Source organism: Paenibacillus hunanensis, assembly GCF_034055775.1.
Classification (GTDB): Bacteria; Bacillota; Bacilli; order Paenibacillales; family Paenibacillaceae; genus Saccharibacillus; species Saccharibacillus hunanensis.
Window position 1 is genome coordinate 4520063 of record NZ_CP139194.1, and the last position, 17840, is coordinate 4537902.

The following is a 17840-nucleotide window of genomic DNA, read 5'->3' on the forward strand; positions in this document are numbered from 1 at the left end:
GCGGCTACGTCGGCATCGCTTACTCATAACTGTATAGCTACAAGAAAACCGCCGGATCAGGTCCTCCAACCCTTATGACCGGCGGTTTTTCTTGTTTTTGTGACGTGGCTGCTTTCTGGTCCACTTTTTCAGCAGATTCCCTACCTTCTCTGCATGCAGCAGTAGCTGGCATGCACCGGTAGCGATCATAAGCAGTTTAATCACAAGCTCAAGGTGCGACATGGCCTCACCTCCTTTCGGAGCGATGCCGTGCCGCTAACCGCCGAACATGTATTATTCCTCCCCTTATTGTATCACATTTCACCGATCCGCAGGACACCACTACACCATTGATCTCCAGCACAGATTCACTATCACCTAGACTATGCGGTAGAGCAGATCACTCATTACATCCTGGAACAGGGCGGTGTAGGATATAAGTCTACAAGATGGTTTCACCGTAGAACGCTTATAATGCCTACAATTCGGGCAGCTATTCTTCATCAGATATACAATGAAGGGAGTAGTTTTCGATCCATAACTCTATAACCATCGATACACTATTCCTTTAGTGGCTCCTTCTTTTGAACGTCCTGTTGCCGCAGTAATGTTCGGAATCGTCATGGACATACGAAGTAATCGCAGGGCTATTTGTCTCTTCTCATGCTTGATTTCTTGCTTTGTTCCCTTTACGAAAGCCACACTGCTCTCTATTTTTAGCCGTTTTCATCAAGGAGGCATGATCGTGCGGATATTTCTGCCTTGCCTCATATGGTATGCGTACTTCCTGATTCGGCTTAAACATGCTAATGTAGCAGTGGCTTTTTAATTTCGGTTCATTGATGATTAGCATCCTCCATTGATCGGGCTTGGGCTTTTCAGAAGCAACACGCTAATCTTGTGTAAGGATCAACTGTGTGCCTGCTGAGTCAAATAGTATCCATGCAAAAATAAGTTTTTTCCGCATACTTCATATTTAAGCAACTTTATAACAGTTACAAATACAACAAAAATGCCGAAATCGCTTATTTAGCAAAAAGCGCGAAATTCCTAGCGTTTAATGAGGGCTTATGATTCGTGCTTTTTCATTTTTTCGTGTTATTGTTTTGCATAAAAGCTTCTTTTACCTATAAACAAAAGACTGTAACAGCTCCGTTCATACGCTTAATACTTGCGCCTATATGAGGAGCAAAAATACCTTCATCGAATGCTTACAGGCTCGTAAGCTCTTTCAATCTACAATCCTTCATAAGAAATGACTTTACTCTTAAAAGGCCATAATCCATAAGGGCATATACCCTCAAAAGTGCGAAGAACCTCCCAGGATTTTGATGAGAGGTTCTTCGCACTTTTCGTTCCTATTCTTTTTCAGAGGTTTTTACACTCACCTAAAACAAAGAACCTTAATGGATAACACGCTGCGGTCTTTTCAAGTTTTGATTCATGCTCCCCTGTAAGGAGCGACCTGCGGTAACACTTACTTACAATCTGGCTGATGTCTTTCAATCCACGCTCCTGCGTAAGGAGCGACATTGCAAGAACAGCGTACAATATGATCAGATATACTTTCAATCCACGCTCCTGCGTAAGGAGCGACATTACCCGATTGAGCGTTTTAGTATCCAGTCTAGTCTTTCAATCCACGCTTCTGCGTAAGGAGCGACTTATAATTATGTAACAGACAAAGATTTATCGGGACTTTCAATCCACGCTCCTGCGTAAGGAGCGACTCGTTGCTTACGACATGAGCCTATTGCAATGAGCTTTCAATCCACGCTCCTGCGTAAGGAGCGACACGGTATTTTATCTGTGTAGTAATCAGATAGAAGCAACTTTCAATCCACGCTCCTGCGTAAGGAGCGACACGGTGAGCTGTCGTCATTGTATCGCCGCCGATGTTCTTTCAATCCACGCTCCTGCGTAAGGAGCGACTGGCGGTATAGCTCAAATTCTCTACTCTCTGGTGTCTTTCAATCCACGCTCCTGCGTAAGGAGCGACTGTACCCCTAAAAAAGCCTTACTCTGTAAGGGCTTAACCCCTTAAAAGTGCGAACCTCTAAATTATCGTATCTATTTTAACGTGAAAATACAATAAAAACCTCGAAAACCCTGATGTAGCAAGGGGTGCGAACCTCCCAGGGTTTTTATGGGAGCTTGGGGTTCGCACTTTTTCCTTACTATTCTACTTCCGATTTTTTCTTACTCATCTATAACAAAAAACCATAGCGGATAACTTGCTACGGTCCTTTCCAGTTTTGATCCATATTCCTGCGTAAGAAGTGACAGAATCCAAACAGCGAACGCATCCATGCTTACTCCTTTACATCCACACTTTTGCGTAAAGAACAACTCTAAAATTATATAGTTTGAGTTACCATATAATCTGCTTTTTCTTTACACTCTTGGATAAGGTTCGCGCTTCTTCTCTTTATTCTCCTCATCTAGTCTTCAATCGAAGTAAACGTTGGTTTGAGCCATCTTCTCCCAACCATGGATGTAGAACTCTCCCTTTAGCTCAGATCACATAAAACAAAGCCGCGTTCGATAAGAAATATCCTATCCACACGGCTTTGCTCTTCGGTATCTTATAGTTTAGTTCAGCGATTCGTACAATGTGGTAACTTCCTCTTCTGAAAGTCCTGTTGCCGCAGCAACGTCCGGAATAGCCATGGACCTACGCAGTAATCGCAGGGCCGTTTGTCGAATCCCTTGCTCGATTCCCTGCTCAATTCCTTTTTCCATCCCCGCCCGAAAACCGTACTTCTCTGCATTCTTTGCCGCTTCCATCAACGATGCCTGATCATGCAAATATTTCTGCCGTGCCTCATATTGCATCCGTGCTTCCTGATCTTGGCTCAAAAACTCCAACGTATCCATGGCTTTTTTCAATTTCGGTTCATTCATGGTTAGCACCTCCCATTGATCGGGTGTTGCACCCTTCAGAAACAATAGCCAATTCGCCAGTCCACCTTGTTCTACTGGAATCGACTTCGCATTCAGTTTAGGCAACTCCAAAAAATGAATCTCGATGTCATCTGTTAAAGCAATCCCCGTCTGATCTTCGCGTAAATGAAATACACTATGATACCGATCATTATCTAACAGTTCGAAATTTAAAATATTGATGGTAACACATCGTTGCAGCGTACTGTATGACTGTCCTTGCACCAGTTGAGACGCATACAACTTACTCCAATAAAACAAAGTTCGCTTTTCCATATCATAACGGTTAAAGAGCTGCATTTCTACATTAATCAGTTCACCGGCTATGGTCCGTGCATGAATATCCAGGATGGACTGTTTATCACTTGGTGAATCTTTATCCGTATACGGATTTAATAACACGATTTCTTGCAACAGCGGCTGGTTGGCCTCCTGAAAGGTGCGATTCAGAAAAGTTAGTAGCACATCTCGGTTTTCCTCACTACCAAAAATACGTTTAAACAAGAAATCATTTCGGGGATCAAGCAATTCCGTCATGATGCATCCTCCACAAACTCGTTTCTATTTTCCTCTGCAACATCAACATGAAGGTTCCATATCATCCTTGAGAAGATGGGCACGTTTAGTTATCTCCATTATAATTCGAAAATCAAAAGAGGGCAAAAACTTTGCGCCCCCATCTTAATAGCAGAATATCGTAACTACTTGGCGCTGCGAGGATGTTGAACTGTGGCAAATTTACGAGACACTCAGGTAGTTTATTTCATGCCCTTGTGTGAGGAACAATAAATGATGATCAAGAGTGTGGGTAAGTTTATGGCGTTTCAATCCATGGTCCTGCGTAAGGAGCGACACAGAAGAGGAAGAAGAGTTCTTTTCCTACGAACTTTCAATCCACGCTCCTGCGTAAGGAGCGACCCTACTGCGTTGGACACATCGCCCAGTTATCGACTGCTTTCAATCCACGCTCCTGCGTAAGGAGCGACAATTGCATAAGTCCTGATCCAATGACAGGCAGCAACTTTCAATCCACGCTCCTGCGTAAGGAGCGACCAGATCAGTGTTTCTTAACGTCTAATACAGATGGTCGTCTTTCAATCCACGCTCCTGCGTAAGGAGCGACCCCAGGTACAGTCCCGTCTCTTCGATAACTGTGCTCTTTCAATCCACGCTCCTGCGTAAGGAGCGACAAAGAGGCTTACCAGGCTGGTCTGATCATCGAACTTTCAATCCACGCTCCTGCGTAAGGAGCGACGTAGCTGCGCCGGACAGCACGCGGCAGCATGATCCTTTCAATCCACGCTCCTGCGTAAGGAGCGACGGCGGCGTTCCGGCAAACGCGTTACATTTTGCATCTTTCAATCCACGCTCCTGCGTAAGGAGCGACGCTGTCAACGTGGATTGGACAGATGGCCCGCTGCTTTCAATCCACGCTCCTGCGTAAGGAGCGACCCTCTATGGATCAGAGTCCGTTAAATGTCAATTCTTTCAATCCACGCTCCTGCGTAAGGAGCGACTCGATTTTTGAAGAAAGGGTGAAGCCCAGTGTATCTTTCAATCCACGCTCCTGCGTAAGGAGCGACGACAAAGAGCAGCGTGCTGAAGCAGCAGAGCAGCTTTCAATCCACGCTCCTGCGTAAGGAGCGACTGTACCCCTAAAAAACCCTTACTCCATAAAGGCTCGCACCCTCAAAAGTGCGAACCTCTTAAATAGACCTATCTAATTTAGCCTAAAAACACCCTAAAAGCCTCAAATCCCTTACACCGCAAGGGGTGCGATCCTCCCTGGGTTTTCATGGGAGCTTAGGGTTCGCACTTTTTCATTCTGTTGCTCTCAAACTCAGCTTAGGTGTTCACTACCATCCGTCCATACCCTGCATTGGTTTTTCCACCAATCCCTTCATGCACTAAAGTAAACTGGACAATCGATGCAGCTAGTGCTAGCCAATCTTTTGCTACAGCCGCTTCTCCTTCACAGCTCAGAACCACTCTATACGTACCTTGTGCATGAAGAAAAGGAACTGGCACCGGAGGATCATCATCTCTTGGTGCAGCATAAGACATTTCCTTCTTCTCTTCCTTCACTGAAATCTGATTATACCCCTGATGATGTGGCGTCAGCACATCTAATTGAATAGCATTTGCCGCCGTTTGAGGTGTAACCAGCGCATCATGAAACTGAATAAAGCCCGCAGTTTCCTGCGTACCAAATAATGTCGTATGCTCTATCCCTTTCTTGGCCAGTTTGTTGCGTGTATGGAGCTCTGCTAATTGATTCGCAGCTCGAACAGCCAGTCCTTTTAATGCGCTACCCGGCAGATACGGAACCCCATAGGTAGGATGTAGCGACAAATACGTTTCCAGCACCGAAGCCGTTCCATTACCGATCACAAGCGCTGAAGCAGGAGCAGTCGATACTTCAAACGTAACCTGCTCCTGTAATCCAAAGGCACTATTCTCGTAGTAACGATTAAAACACACCTCATAATCTTTTTCATACGACGTATTTTTAAATTGCTTCTTATATTGCTGTAAGGCGTCTTTATAAAAAGAACCTTTACTATCGCCCTCTTTGAATAACGCCTGAGCCATTGCATGTTCTCGGCCAGTCACATCATAGTGCGATTTGGTGAGTGCCAGGTACATATTCATACTTGCCCCTCCGAATCAGACATATCGTTACGTTGCTCTACCTTTAAAATCGCCTCAGCATACCGTTTAAACCAAACCGAAGCATTCAGTGCATTACGCGAAAGATATAGATATGAAGTTTGAGAGGAAGCACTGGATAGTACCTTGCCATGCCGATTTGCTAATCCAAGCCCCTTCTCCCATGTATCCATCTGTAATGCTTCTTTCATATGAGCTAAATACAACCGATAAGCATTAGGTTTAGCCTCGTTCGATAGTGCCGCCTTTTTGGCAAAGAAGATATATGCCAGCCGCAACCCGTTCGTTAACACCAACGACGGAAAACGATGGCATAACTGACCATACTCGTTCACCAGATCAGCATGCGAGTTCTTTACTTCTTGAATGCCCATATATGCTTGTTCTGCATAGTGATGCTGAGCCGATTGCATTAGCTCTCCCCTCCCGCCCGGTAATTCACTCTACCTTTACCTACGGTCGCATTGCCACCCATTTGAATCACCGTTTGAGTTTCCAAATGGCGAAGCAATTCATCTTTCGTAGTGGTCTTCTCCTGCACCGGTATCCGATCACACCACATCAGTCCATAAAATAGAGCTTCTGTCGGTACATACTCTTCATACCACAGTGCGCCATCTACAGTCGTCTTCGTTTCCTCGTTTAAGCGAATACGCGGCGTCACTTCACTACACATCGTGACTAGATATTGAAAGACTTCATCGGAAACAACAATACAACGTTCCACAAATAAACGCTGGGATTCGGTATCTCCAGCAAAGCATTGCTGACCTAGCCACGTAGCGAACGTATGCCATTCGGTATTCTTTTCCACAGTGCCGACAAATTCATCGATATATACCGTAGGTGAAGTGTTGGATACCTTATCAACAAGCTTGGAATCCTTTGTAATCCAAGCTTGTTCGGCTGTAAAGGTACTCATGTCTGGCATCGTCACATCGATTCCCATCGCCGTCGCATCTCGTTTGAAACGCTCCAGTACGAGTGGGCTTGTCACATAGGCAAAAATGCCATACCGACTGGCGACGGGAAATGCCAGCAATCGTCCATCAGAAAATACCACGGCACCTGCTAATTCATCCTCTGTCCCTTTGCCTCTACCAAAGGCTTGATCTACCCAGGCCACGTTACCCTCTGCCTGCTTGCTCTCCTCTTGCGAGATGAAGTGATTACGTAGAACCCCCTTCACCGTACTCCCTGGAATGAATGGCCACTCGGTGACTTTCTCTCGGATAATCGGTTGATCAATGATACCGACTCCATCACCAGAGCCAATGTGTAATGGGGATAAACAGTGAAGCCAATACCAGCGACTAGCATTATTCATGGATGATACTCCTTTACATATAAAATCGTAGGTTAGTTATGCTTCTATCTCAATCCGAATTATAGGTCGGGATGCCGCCATACACCCCAGAGTGCTAATCCACAGCCATCTTCTTGATCAAATGCTTCATGGCGGCGATTCGTATCCGATATGGATTGCAGCCACATCGCTTTGGCTAACTCAGCCGGATTGCCTTTTACACCTTGTGCATCTTCGATCACCTCAAAGAAATACACACTGCCTGCTGGAACCATACGGCGAATCGCTTTTTCGTGACCTTCCCCTTTATACGGTTTTGTAGATGTCGATGGGACAGTAGCCTGATCTTTTGCCATCGTTTTCTCCATACGCCAACCCGATACCGCTTCCCACCGCGGTACACAAGCCCAGCGTAACCGCACCCGTAAGGTTGTGTTGAACAATTTTCCAAACGAATCATTGGATTCCATGTCTTCATTCAGCCAGCTCGGGAGCCAGCCCCGACGGAAATAGGCAGGGGTCGCTAACACGATCCGAAAATACGATTGATTTTCCAGTGCTTGTGCGACTTCTTCCGGGCAGTTCCATCGATCTTCAGGCAGCGTATGCTCTTCCGTAAAATGGGCAAGGCGGCGTTTGCCACCCATCGGATGAAGTTCAGACAACCCTTCACGCCACTGTTCTTGTTCTGGCAGTATCATTTCAGCCTGCAAGGTCAAATCTTTAGGGAGAACAAGCGATTGAGTGTTAAACAATTGTTGGTCTTTAGCTCTGGAGGTGAGCAGATCATGCTCAATATGGGTTCGTTCCTCTTTCTGAAATAAAGGTAAAAAAGTATGATTCTCTGGCTTCAGAGTAGACTTTTTTAATTCTTCTTGCCATGCTTTCACCTGATCCGCGTATTCGTTTCGGAATGATACGGTAGGCTGACTTAACCATCGGTACATGTACGCTGCACTCACATGGGTTGGCTGTTTTGATGCTAGTTTGTATTCTCCGCTCTTTGCTTCGGTCACTTGAGATACAGCAACCTTCGGTAACCAGAGATCGTCATAGAGTCCCATTTTACCCGTGCCGAAAAACCCGCTATCTTCATCGGGCTTTGGCTGCGGTTCAACGGGCTGAATATGCAAGTGTTCTCCATTTTCATACACCTGCGCATCTTGAGGCACGGCAAAATACATCTGATCCTTCCATACATACACCGGACCCCGAATTTTTGTTTTCGTCAATCGTTTATAATTGGTAGAAGTTCCTTCAGAAGCCTGCGCTCGTTTAGTTAGCAGGGTGCGAATGGAACCTGCGAGTACGCTAGGAGAAATATTATTTAATGTATGTGCACGAATACCCGGTGTACGAGTAAAGGGGCGTCCATCGCGAATCATAATCGGATCAAGGGGTTGGACTCGGATGAATGTCTTCATGGGCTGCGCGTACCTCCTCTAGCTGAATCGTCAAAATAAGTTGCTCGGTAAGTTGTTGTAACCGAAGCAGTGGATCAGGCAATGCGATGGAAGAATCTCCATGTCCGTTGAACAGGTCAAGTAGTTTAGTACGGAAGGCTTGATGCAGCTCTTCACTTATCGATGTTGGCTTTTTCTTCACAGCCAGACGTCTGATCTCGTCATGTAATACCTCGTGCAGAACGGAATCTTTATGTAGCCACGAAGATGACTTGGCTAACTGGCGATAGGTAATGTACAGATTGCGCAATTCATAGGCCAATTGCGTCGAGAAATAACCCTGACGGAAATCGATCAGTAAGCCTATAAGCGTTCCAACCGGATCACCGTTAAAGGAAAGCGACATCTGCAATTGGTCGCCTCCGCCGCGTTTATGAACATGGATCGCTAAAGAATTCCGCTGTTGTTTCGCATGTTTCTCAGCGGCCTGTGCCCACTGGCGTACTTCTTCTAGCGGCTCTAACATGTGTACAATGACCATACCGACAGATAGCGTAGCGGATTGTCCCGTTGTATTAGAGGAAACGTTCTCCTGAAATGCCTGGCGTAATCCTTCTGCGACTTGAAGACAGGTATGCACAGGGACATACGCCATCACATCGTCGCCGCCGCCATAGATCAGTTGACCCTCACACTTAGCTATAATCTGCTTAGCTTGTGCTGAGAAGGCAGATAGTTTTTCAGAAAATGTAATATGTTCTTCATCATTTTGAATGGATCGAAGCATATGTCCCATACGGTCACCATCTGCGACGATAAAGGCATAGTACGGTGTAGGTTCTGGAATACGTCGATAGAGGTCGCCCAGCCACTGATTAATCTGCTGCGCCCACTGTTCTTTTTCTTGAAGGTTGCCTTTTGTATGTTCATCGATATACTCTTCGACGCGACGCGCATAAAATAGACGCGCATCCAACGGCTCCTTGAGTGTCGAGCCCGCCAATAACTTCTCTCCTATGTAGGCGTTTACTTTGCGCTGGTAGGCATGAACGAGTTCAGAAGTGGCTGCATCCTCAGTTAGGCGATGTTGAAAAGGAAGAAAGGCCATTTCACACACAGAAGGAAACGTATGTTGATCCGATAATGCCGTTTTCATTCGCTTTACGATGGATATCGCATCCAATTGCTCATTCTTTTTCACGCCTAAGCGAAGGAGTTGTTGCTGTTGTTTGGCAGCTTCACCATCATGACGTGGTGTTAACCACACCGATTCTCTACCGCCATCCAGTGTGGATTTTACTTCGCCATACAGTACACCGGGTTCATTTTGTCTGAAATCCCGCAAGGTTTTGCGAGCGGTCATATCATGCTCTACTTGAGCTAGCGTCTCCGCATAGGAGGAAGCGTCTACATCGTACCGTCTCCATACCGCGTAATACTCGATCAGATCGGCTACCTGTCGATCCCAGGTGTTTTCTTTAATCAGACCCTCTACTTGAGTACGGGCTTGCTTCACATGCTCCATCCAGACACCACTCATCGCGTGTCTGACGTTAAAAGCTATGCGCTGCGGGTCTACATCTGATCCGATAATACCGAGGATACGATTAGGCGCACTTCCCCGATCGGACGCAGTAGCTGTAGACAGAACGGGATAAACGACTTTTCCTCCCAGCTCTTGAAACGCCGTCGCGCCTGCCCAGCTCAGTTCAGATAGCAGGTGTGAACCAAACCAGAGGTCCCTTGTACGCCGAGCCTGAGCGATAAATTCTTGAACGGGTCCGATGGAGAAAAGCATCATGATTTTCTGTTGGTGGAATGCTGACAAAATGCTCTGACCTCCTTACTGTTAAGAAAAGCATCGATGGCGGAAGAATAGCCCAGGATTGGATTTTCTTTATAATTGATGGTTGGGTGATCCGATGATGCAGGATAGATATGTTTGGCTGTAATCCTTAATTCTTTTAAACGATTTTTGACTGCGTCCCAATGCTGTTGTTGCTTTAACGTTCGCGTTTTTGGTGTCTTTTGGGATGGATTTAAATGGAGTTCTACTTCCTCAAGTGGCGGTTGATTCAGAACAATGATCGCGCTAAACCCTTGTGTTGGACTCACAGCAATCGGTTTAAGGATTAAAGGCGAAGCTAATCTCGTTTTACCTTTGGGCAAGAGCTGTGTAGGATAGGGATCTGCATTTTCCGAAAAAAAGATATCTAATTTAAGCTTAGAATCTTGCTTAAATTGAGTATTGATAGGGAGCCCGAATTGCGCTCTCGGGAACGCTATCAACGCTTTACTTTTGCTTTCCGGGAATGGAGTATCGTGATCTGTCTCTTTCATTCCCATCACATGACGTAGTACATCAGGCTCCATCCACGCAGATCGACCCATACGGTTACTAGAGGCTTTCCTTTGACGAAACTTTTGGTATGCTTCGATGATATTTTTCCATGCTCCAAGCTCGAATTCACCTTTGACTTTCGTTTCCAAAATAGGTTTGGCCTGACGCGAAACGGTAAATGTACCGCTGAGTATTGGCCACTCTCTCTGGGTATCCTCCATCTGAAAATCGGATTGGAACGTATGTAACTGTTGCTCTAACCATCGCATCAGTTCATTGGCATTCATTCTCTCGGTTGGAGAAAAGGATGTACAATATAAACTGCCGCATCCACGCCGAGTTCTCATCCCTATTCCACCAAAATTGATCCATCCCCATAACGCTGCATTGATATCTGTCTCTAATTCACTAAGTGGAGTAACGTTAGAGGTATATTCTATACACAGTGTGAATCGTCCATCCTTCAGACATTTCTCCCTAGTTAGTTTGTCCTGAAATACATAGCGAGGATATAAAGAATCGCTTTGAGGATGTACAAACCCTTGTACTTGCTCTACCCACATTTTGATGGGACTGGCGTGATCGGTATCTCCAAAAATCTCGACTTCGCGCTTGCGCAGATCATAGGCATTTGTAAACGCAGCGCCCCGGATGGCACGCCACCAGAAACGAAGTTGTCCGCGGATAGCACTTATACGAATGGGATGATTCTTATCCACTTCACCTGCTTGGTATCCGCCACCAAATAATAACGTTACGAGGTGAATATCATACTTCACGATCGGATATACTGTTTTCGTTGTTGTGGGAAGTGATTTACTTTCCTGAGGTAACGAAGGTAATTTTCGCAAGGATGTCATTCTCCTTTCATTTATGATGAGCCTAGTTCAATGACTGGGTTTGTAAAGCAACTTCTTGAAATGCTTTAGCATACGCAAAATGAGGGAACAACATAGGATTATTAATCAGCATCAGCAATTGATTAAGCTGAAAGTTAAGCGTAAGGAGCGGATTATTCGGTATTCTAAGGTCAGCAAGCGTATTGTCCAAAGCCACTTGCTCCTCATTAAATTTCAGCTCTGGATGACTCTTAGTCATTCCTTCAAATAATGCAGGGGTAGTGGGATGCAATTTCAAGATTTCTTCGCCTTCTTGTTGAAGAGGTAATCCATTTAACGTATCTCCCCACCAACCTAAGCTCTTATTTTCGTTAGGTACAATAACTTCAAACAACGTATCTTCCTTCGGCTGTTTAAGTATCACAAAATCAAAGCTACCTTGAAGATTCGTGATATGATTTTGGATCGTTGTATCTTTGACTTTGGTTAAATTGGTAGCCAAGATACGAATCGGCCGTGATTTTTTCTGCGTGGGGTTTGTAAAGCCTACAGAATATCCCGATAGGGTTCGAGCAATGCCGGATGCTTTAGGTTCTAATTGTGTAATACTGTCTGCCCAAGTGATCAAAGCTTCTTCATCCACATCAGTGCTTTTACATTCAATCGCTACGACAACAGCTTCAATCGGAATAAATTTAAGCGTGTTGTATTGAAATACATATGGCGTGTACTGATCGTCATAGATCGCAATGTCGACTTCGCGAGATACTCTTTTTTCGGAATCGATAATCAGGACGCCTTGTGCAATAGAATATTTGAGTGGAATGATACTCCGAAAAAACTTGATCCACATTTCCTCTCGGTAATCACCAGTCAACCCACCATGCACAGCCGCAATATTAATTTCTTCAACCATGGTCTTGTTTAAGTAGCGGTAGTTCTTTTCGATTTGCTCGAATACTTGCTTATCCTTACTAGAAGAAGTCGCCATCACCTGATTCCTTTCTACTATATGATGTATAAAAGTAATAAATATACATAGTAAAATATAACTACCATTTTTACTGATTATAGTAAAAAGAACTCGAATAGTCACGTTATATTTACATCATTGGTTCCTAGCTCGGTTCAAAGACCTTTATATCTTGGAAAATAAAAAACAGACCGTCGATGAAGCGGTCTGTTTTTTACTGATTTATAAAGGGTACGTATGACTTCGCTGCTCTTTTCAGTATAAGGAGCAACATGCAATACTCGACGGGACTATTCATGGTTGTACACTTTCAATCCACGCTCCTGCGTGAGGAGCGACTCTCTGTATGGCAACCAATATATCACCACTTATACTTTCAATCTACACTCCTGCGTGAGGAGCGACGGGGCATTAAGCCCCTCACTGTTGGTTTAAATTACTTTCAATCTACACTCCTGCGTGAGGAGCGACCGCTTGTTGTAGGTGTAATAGATTGCACATGTACTTTCAATCTACACTCCTGCGTGAGGAGCGACCGAACTCAAAAGCTATACATTACTGGAATGCCTACTTTCAATCTACACTCCTGCGTGAGGAGCGACATCTTAGTTCACAAGCAATTCAAGATATGATGAACTTTCAATCTACACTCCTGCGTGAGGAGCGACTGGAAAAGCGACAAACAATATATCGAGTCGCTACAACTTTCAATCTACACTCCTGCGTGAGGAGCGACGCGGCAGAACGGACGACGATTCAAGGATAACGACGAACTTTCAATCTACACTCCTGCGTGAGGAGCGACTGTACCCCTAAAAAGGCCACGTCCTATAAGGGTTCTCACCCTCAAAAGTGCGAACCTCTGTATTGACCTTATCGGATTCCACCTAAAAACTCAATAAAAACCTCTAATCCCTTATCCAGCAAGGAACGCGAACCTCCCAGGGTTTTCATGGGAGCTTTAGGTTCGCACTTTTTCGTTTCTTTTCCTCTAAAGAAATTCTTTACTCTTGTATACAACAAAGGACCGTGACGAATAACTCGTCACGATCCTCTCATGCTTTTAATCCATCTACGTAAAGAGCGACTCAATTGTGTGAAGTCTCCAAGCGGTACGATTACCTTTCAATCCATACTCCTGCGTAAGGAGTGACATATGACGAAAGCAGATATGTTTGAATTGCACCGACTTTCAATCCACACTCCTGCGTAAGGAGTGACCTGGAGGTACCTACACTTTTAGCCTATGGACAGACTTTCAATCCACACTCCTGCGTAAGGAGTGACTTCGTGCTGATGCACATATTCATGGAAGTTTTACTTTCAATCCACACTCCTGCGTAAGGAGTGACTTTACCCCCAAAAAGGCCACGTCCTATAAGGGCTCTCACCGTCAAAAGTGCGAACCTCTGTATTGACCTTATCTAATTCCGACTAAAAACTCAATAAAAACCTCTAATCCCTTATATAGCAAGGAGTGCGAACCTTCCGGGGTTTTAATGAGAGCTTCAGGTTCGCACTTTTTCGTTTCTTTTTCTCCAAAGAAATGCTTTACTCTCGTATACAACAAAAGACCGTGAAGAATAACTCGTTACGGTCCTTTCCTGCTTTTAATCCATCTGCCCTGCGTGAGGAGCGACAATGACAGATATTATGGAGCATCTCGGCCTTAATCTTTCAATCCACACTCCTGCGTGAGGAGCGACCACAATGATTACAGCTATTAAACTTTCTACAACCTTTCAATCCACACTCCTGCGTGAGGAGCGACTCTCCAGTTTCTTGAAATTTTTCCATAACTTCACTCTTTCAATCCACACTCCTGCGTGAGGAGCGACCCACCATACACAGGGCCGAGCAGTTTTGCGCTTAACTTTCAATCCACACTCCTGCGTGAGGAGCGACTGTACCCCTAAAAAGGCCACCTCCTATAAGGGTTCTCACCCTCAAAAGTGCGAACCTCTGTATTGACCTTATCGGATTCCACCTAAAAACTCAATAAAAACCTCTAATCCCTTATATAGCAAGGGGTGCGAACCTCCTAGAGTTTTTATGGGAGCTTCAGGTTCGCACTTTTTAATTCTTTTCAGTTCATAGTACTCTATACAATATCTATTATGAAATGACACAAGCAGGTGCTTCCCCTTCTCACTTTCCAGACGCTCTGGTTTATTATAGAGGTGTAAATATAGCTTATGATACGAGAAAGATAAATTGGCTAGCAAATACGTTGGTAATCGCTGATAATATTATAAGCATATCCTAAGAAAACTGCCGAACTGGGTTTATCAACCAGTATGACCAGCGGTTTTTTTTGTTTTCGCGACGTCCTTACCTGGGACACTTTTGAGTAGATCGCGGATTTGTAGCCAAACTAGCAGAAGCTGGTTAACAATGTAGAGCGAACTTAGAGCAAGGGTAATAGAACTTAAAAAAAGCTGCTGTCTGTACTTACAGACGGCAGCTTGAGATAGCCTAGCCTCTTTTAAAAATGTCCTTAACAAAGGAATTCAGATATTGAACATTTTTTAGCTTATTGGCGTTTAATTGTATTTGTTCTTTCTTTTGTAGGCATTTATAATCATGTAAATAATTCCTCCAATGATTAGGGCAGACACTAATGCAAGAAACAATGCAGCCACAAATGATTGGATTACATTACCAATTGAAATATCATTCACCATTACATTCAAACTGTAAAGTAGCACAAAAATAATAAACGTTATCCAAAATGATTTAGAAGAAAAGAACTTAAGCATTATTTCACCTCACTTTAATGAACTTCTTTATTGTAAAGAATGCCTCCATTCTTATCACCTTCAAGGTATAAATTAACATATACATCTTGAATAGTGAAGCCATATCCTTTTATCTCTGCTCCCCAATGGAAATTACCAGATGCGTAAACTCTAGATTTACCGTTGCCTACACTTCGTACACCTTTGTCCCAATTACTTACTTGCCATGTAGAAGCTAATCCTTTGTTATACCAGGCATCTACCAAATGCCCATTTGAGTTCGCACCATTATAAGTAAAATAGCCCTTAACTCCGACTTCAAAAAGCTTCATTCCTAAAATATTATTACCTTCATAAGTCCATGTCTTAATATCTGTTTGTTTGCTCGCTTTGGCAAGAGCATTCACTCTAATATTGGAATCCTGCAATACATTAGATTGGTCATTTTCGCTTGATTCTATAAAGTAAACAGGACTATTTGTAAAAATAATTTTTACTCCATTTGAAATCTCATGCTCATTGAAATTATTCTTTTCTATGTTTTCTTCCATATAAGCAATAAAATCCTGATCTGGATTAGTGGTACCTTCATACTCAGGTAAAGATGTTTTTTTGTTTTGCTTAGCATAGTATGCTGCAACGATATCCTCATTTATAGGATTTTCATTAAAATATGTCGCAATTCCATTTTCAGCTTCTTCTTTGGTCTTAATATTCAAAGACTGAAGATAGACTAGTAAATTTTGTTGAATAGCTTCAATACTGCTATTATCTGAATCTGTGTTTGATTCTGCATTGACTGGATTAATCATAATTAGTGCTACTAACAAGAAACTTAAAAATGCTAAACCTACTTTCTTCATTTGGTAAATCCTCCTAAATTAACTTTTGCGAAGACTGCTATGGAATATATATAAAATATGCTTTGTAAGCTCTTTAAAGAAAATAGATGTTCAAAGCATATGTGAATAAAATAAATTGAATATAGATATCTGTAATTTACAACGCCCACTATTTTACCACAAATGGAATTAAATTTAAATATTCTTATGAATTATCAATAATTACTGCTCACTGAAATTCTTCGTTTTAATCGTTCTTATTTTGAGAAAGAGATTAATTTAATAAATATAAAGAGCTCTCTTCAGCCAATTAGATGACTGAAGAGAGCTCTTTATTTATACATAGAATAAGCACGTAACTAAAACATATTAAGCCATCACTTCAAACTCGTACCTTTATTCTTATTATAAATATCAAACGCTACTGCCAGCAGCAATACCAGACCTTTAATGCCCTGCTGCCAGTCGATTCCGAGTCCGATCAGGGACATACCATTGTTCAGTACGCCCATAACGAGACCGCCGATAATAGCGCCGAATACGGTTCCGATTCCGCCAGCTGCGGATGCGCCGCCGATGAAGCAGGCTGCGATGGCATCCAGCTCGAAGTTGGTGCCTGCGCGTGGAGTCGCTGCGTTCAGGCGAGCGGCGAAAATCAGACCGGAGACTGCGGCGAGTACGCCCATGTTGACGAATACCCAGAAGGTGACCTTTTTCGTTTTGACACCGGACAGGCCAGCTGCTTTTTCGTTACCACCGATGGCGTATACGTGACGACCCATCACGGTACGGTTCATCACGAACGAATAGATAATGATGAGCAGGAACAACAGGACGAGAATCGTTGGAATCCCTGCATAGCTTGCCAGTACGAATGTAAACAGGTTGATGATCGCGATCACGAGCACCAGCTTACCGATAAACAATCCCTGTGAGCCGGTATCAAAGTTATACTTGCGCTGTGCGGCACGACCGCGTAGCTCTGTCCATACATACAGTACCGATAGAGCGATACCTGCGATAATCGCGACGATATTCGTTGCCGCATTCGTAAAGTCAGGTACAAAGCCGGAGCTGATCTTCTGGAAGCCATTCGGGAATGGCGAGATCGATTGACCTTCCAGTACGATCATCGTCAAACCTCGGAACAAGAGCATCCCGGCTAGTGTGACGATAAAGGCGGGTATGCGCACATACGCAACCCAGAAGCCCTGCCATGCACCGATCAGACCACCGATGACGATGGACAGAATAACTGCCAGCACCGGGTTCATTTGCCAGTTGACCATGAAGATCGCGGAGATGGCTCCGACGAAGGCGGCGATGGAACCGACAGACAGGTCGATATGCCCGGTGATGATGACGAGCACCATCCCGATCGCGAGCACGAGGATGTAGCTGTTTTGCAGGATCAGGTTGGTGATGTTAATCGGCTTGAGCAGCAGTCCTCCTGTTAAAACCTGGAACAGCAGCATGATGAAAATGAGAGCGATGATCATACCATATTGGCGAATATTGCCTTTGAATAGGCGGCTGAGTCCGCCTTGCTTGTCCTTTTCTTTGACGGGCTTGCTTAATGTGGACATGGGTGTAGCTCCTTTCAACTGTTATGTTGGGTGGATGGGATTGGAAGCTTCGCATTCGCACGTTGGAGGCGCTACGGGAAGGGATAGGGAACGGGCTCGGGTGGAGCACCGAGAATCTACGGATTAGGAGTGAATGTAGATTCTCGGTGCTCCAAAGTCGCCCTTTTCCCTATTCCCTTCCCTTCGCTTTGTACGAGCGAAGAAGTACCAAGTCCCCTCC

Annotated in this window: 11 protein-coding genes and 3 CRISPR repeat arrays; all 11 genes read right to left on the reverse strand. The window is 44.2% G+C overall.

Going from position 1 to position 17840, the window contains the following annotated elements; genetic code table 11:
* Positions 1–72: 72 nt before the first annotated feature.
* A complete protein-coding gene (locus SK066_RS18345) occupies positions 73–222 on the reverse strand; it encodes a hypothetical protein (RefSeq protein ID WP_320542543.1) in 150 nt (49 codons plus the stop codon).
* A 1256-nt stretch (positions 223–1478) separates the two neighbouring features.
* Positions 1479–1978: a CRISPR direct-repeat array (repeat unit 32 nt; unit sequence CTTTCAATCCACGCTCCTGCGTAAGGAGCGAC).
* A 593-nt stretch (positions 1979–2571) separates the two neighbouring features.
* Positions 2572–3459, reverse strand: a complete 888-nt coding sequence (locus SK066_RS18350) for an Rpn family recombination-promoting nuclease/putative transposase (RefSeq protein WP_320542544.1) — start codon at positions 3457–3459, stop codon at positions 2572–2574.
* Positions 3460–3743: 284 nt separating this feature from the next.
* Positions 3744–4570: a CRISPR direct-repeat array (repeat unit 32 nt; unit sequence CTTTCAATCCACGCTCCTGCGTAAGGAGCGAC).
* 197 nt (positions 4571–4767) lie between these two features.
* Entirely contained in the window at positions 4768–5574 is an 807-nt protein-coding gene (cmr6, locus tag SK066_RS18355) for a type III-B CRISPR module RAMP protein Cmr6 (protein ID WP_320542545.1), read from the reverse strand.
* Entirely contained in the window at positions 5571–6005 is a 435-nt protein-coding gene (gene cmr5 / locus SK066_RS18360) for a type III-B CRISPR module-associated protein Cmr5 (RefSeq protein WP_320542546.1), read from the reverse strand. The genes cmr6 and cmr5 overlap by 4 nt, the downstream gene beginning before the upstream one ends.
* Positions 6005–6919 carry a type III-B CRISPR module RAMP protein Cmr4 gene (cmr4, locus tag SK066_RS18365; RefSeq protein ID WP_320542547.1) on the reverse strand — a complete coding sequence of 305 codons (915 nt, stop codon included), beginning with the start codon at positions 6917–6919 and terminating at the stop codon, positions 6005–6007. The genes cmr5 and cmr4 overlap by 1 nt, the downstream gene beginning before the upstream one ends.
* A gap of 59 nt (positions 6920–6978) precedes the next feature.
* Positions 6979–8322, reverse strand: a complete 1344-nt coding sequence (cmr3, locus tag SK066_RS18370; protein WP_320542548.1) for a type III-B CRISPR module-associated protein Cmr3 — start codon at positions 8320–8322, stop codon at positions 6979–6981.
* Entirely contained in the window at positions 8291–10129 is a 1839-nt protein-coding gene (gene cas10 / locus SK066_RS18375; RefSeq protein WP_320542549.1) for a type III-B CRISPR-associated protein Cas10/Cmr2, read from the reverse strand. Before cas10 ends, cmr3 begins: the two co-directional genes overlap by 32 nt.
* A complete protein-coding gene (gene cmr1 / locus SK066_RS18380; RefSeq protein WP_320542550.1) occupies positions 10099–11493 on the reverse strand; it encodes a type III-B CRISPR module RAMP protein Cmr1 in 1395 nt (464 codons plus the stop codon). The genes cas10 and cmr1 overlap by 31 nt, the downstream gene beginning before the upstream one ends.
* Positions 11494–11524: 31 nt before the next feature.
* Positions 11525–12472: a DUF6602 domain-containing protein gene (locus SK066_RS18385; RefSeq protein WP_320542551.1), complete on the reverse strand. Its 948-nt coding sequence runs from the start codon at positions 12470–12472 to the stop codon at positions 11525–11527.
* A gap of 289 nt (positions 12473–12761) precedes the next feature.
* Positions 12762–13260: a CRISPR direct-repeat array (repeat unit 32 nt).
* Between the two features lie 1967 nt (positions 13261–15227).
* Positions 15228–16055 carry a hypothetical protein gene (locus tag SK066_RS18390; protein WP_320542552.1) on the reverse strand — a complete coding sequence of 276 codons (828 nt, stop codon included), beginning with the start codon at positions 16053–16055 and terminating at the stop codon, positions 15228–15230.
* Positions 16056–16411: 356 nt separating this feature from the next.
* A complete protein-coding gene (mmsB, locus tag SK066_RS18395; RefSeq protein ID WP_188773468.1) occupies positions 16412–17620 on the reverse strand; it encodes a multiple monosaccharide ABC transporter permease in 1209 nt (402 codons plus the stop codon).
* Positions 17621–17840 lie beyond the last annotated feature (220 nt).

Excerpts from the sequence above, each read along its gene's own strand:
- SK066_RS18350 (WP_320542544.1), bottom strand. The coding sequence starts at position 3,459 with ATGACGGAATTGCTTGATCCCCGAAATGATTTCTTGTTTAAACGTATT.
- SK066_RS18390 (WP_320542552.1), bottom strand. The coding sequence starts at position 16,055 with ATGAAGAAAGTAGGTTTAGCATTTTTAAGTTTCTTGTTAGTAGCACTA.
- SK066_RS18385 (WP_320542551.1), bottom strand. The coding sequence starts at position 12,472 with ATGGCGACTTCTTCTAGTAAGGATAAGCAAGTATTCGAGCAAATCGAA.
- cmr6 (WP_320542545.1), bottom strand. The coding sequence starts at position 5,574 with ATGAATATGTACCTGGCACTCACCAAATCGCACTATGATGTGACTGGC.
- cmr5 (WP_320542546.1), bottom strand. The coding sequence starts at position 6,005 with ATGCAATCGGCTCAGCATCACTATGCAGAACAAGCATATATGGGCATT.
- mmsB (WP_188773468.1), bottom strand. The coding sequence starts at position 17,620 with ATGTCCACATTAAGCAAGCCCGTCAAAGAAAAGGACAAGCAAGGCGGA.
- cmr3 (WP_320542548.1), bottom strand. The coding sequence starts at position 8,322 with ATGAAGACATTCATCCGAGTCCAACCCCTTGATCCGATTATGATTCGC.
- cmr4 (WP_320542547.1), bottom strand. The coding sequence starts at position 6,919 with ATGAATAATGCTAGTCGCTGGTATTGGCTTCACTGTTTATCCCCATTA.
- SK066_RS18345 (WP_320542543.1), bottom strand. The coding sequence starts at position 222 with ATGTCGCACCTTGAGCTTGTGATTAAACTGCTTATGATCGCTACCGGT.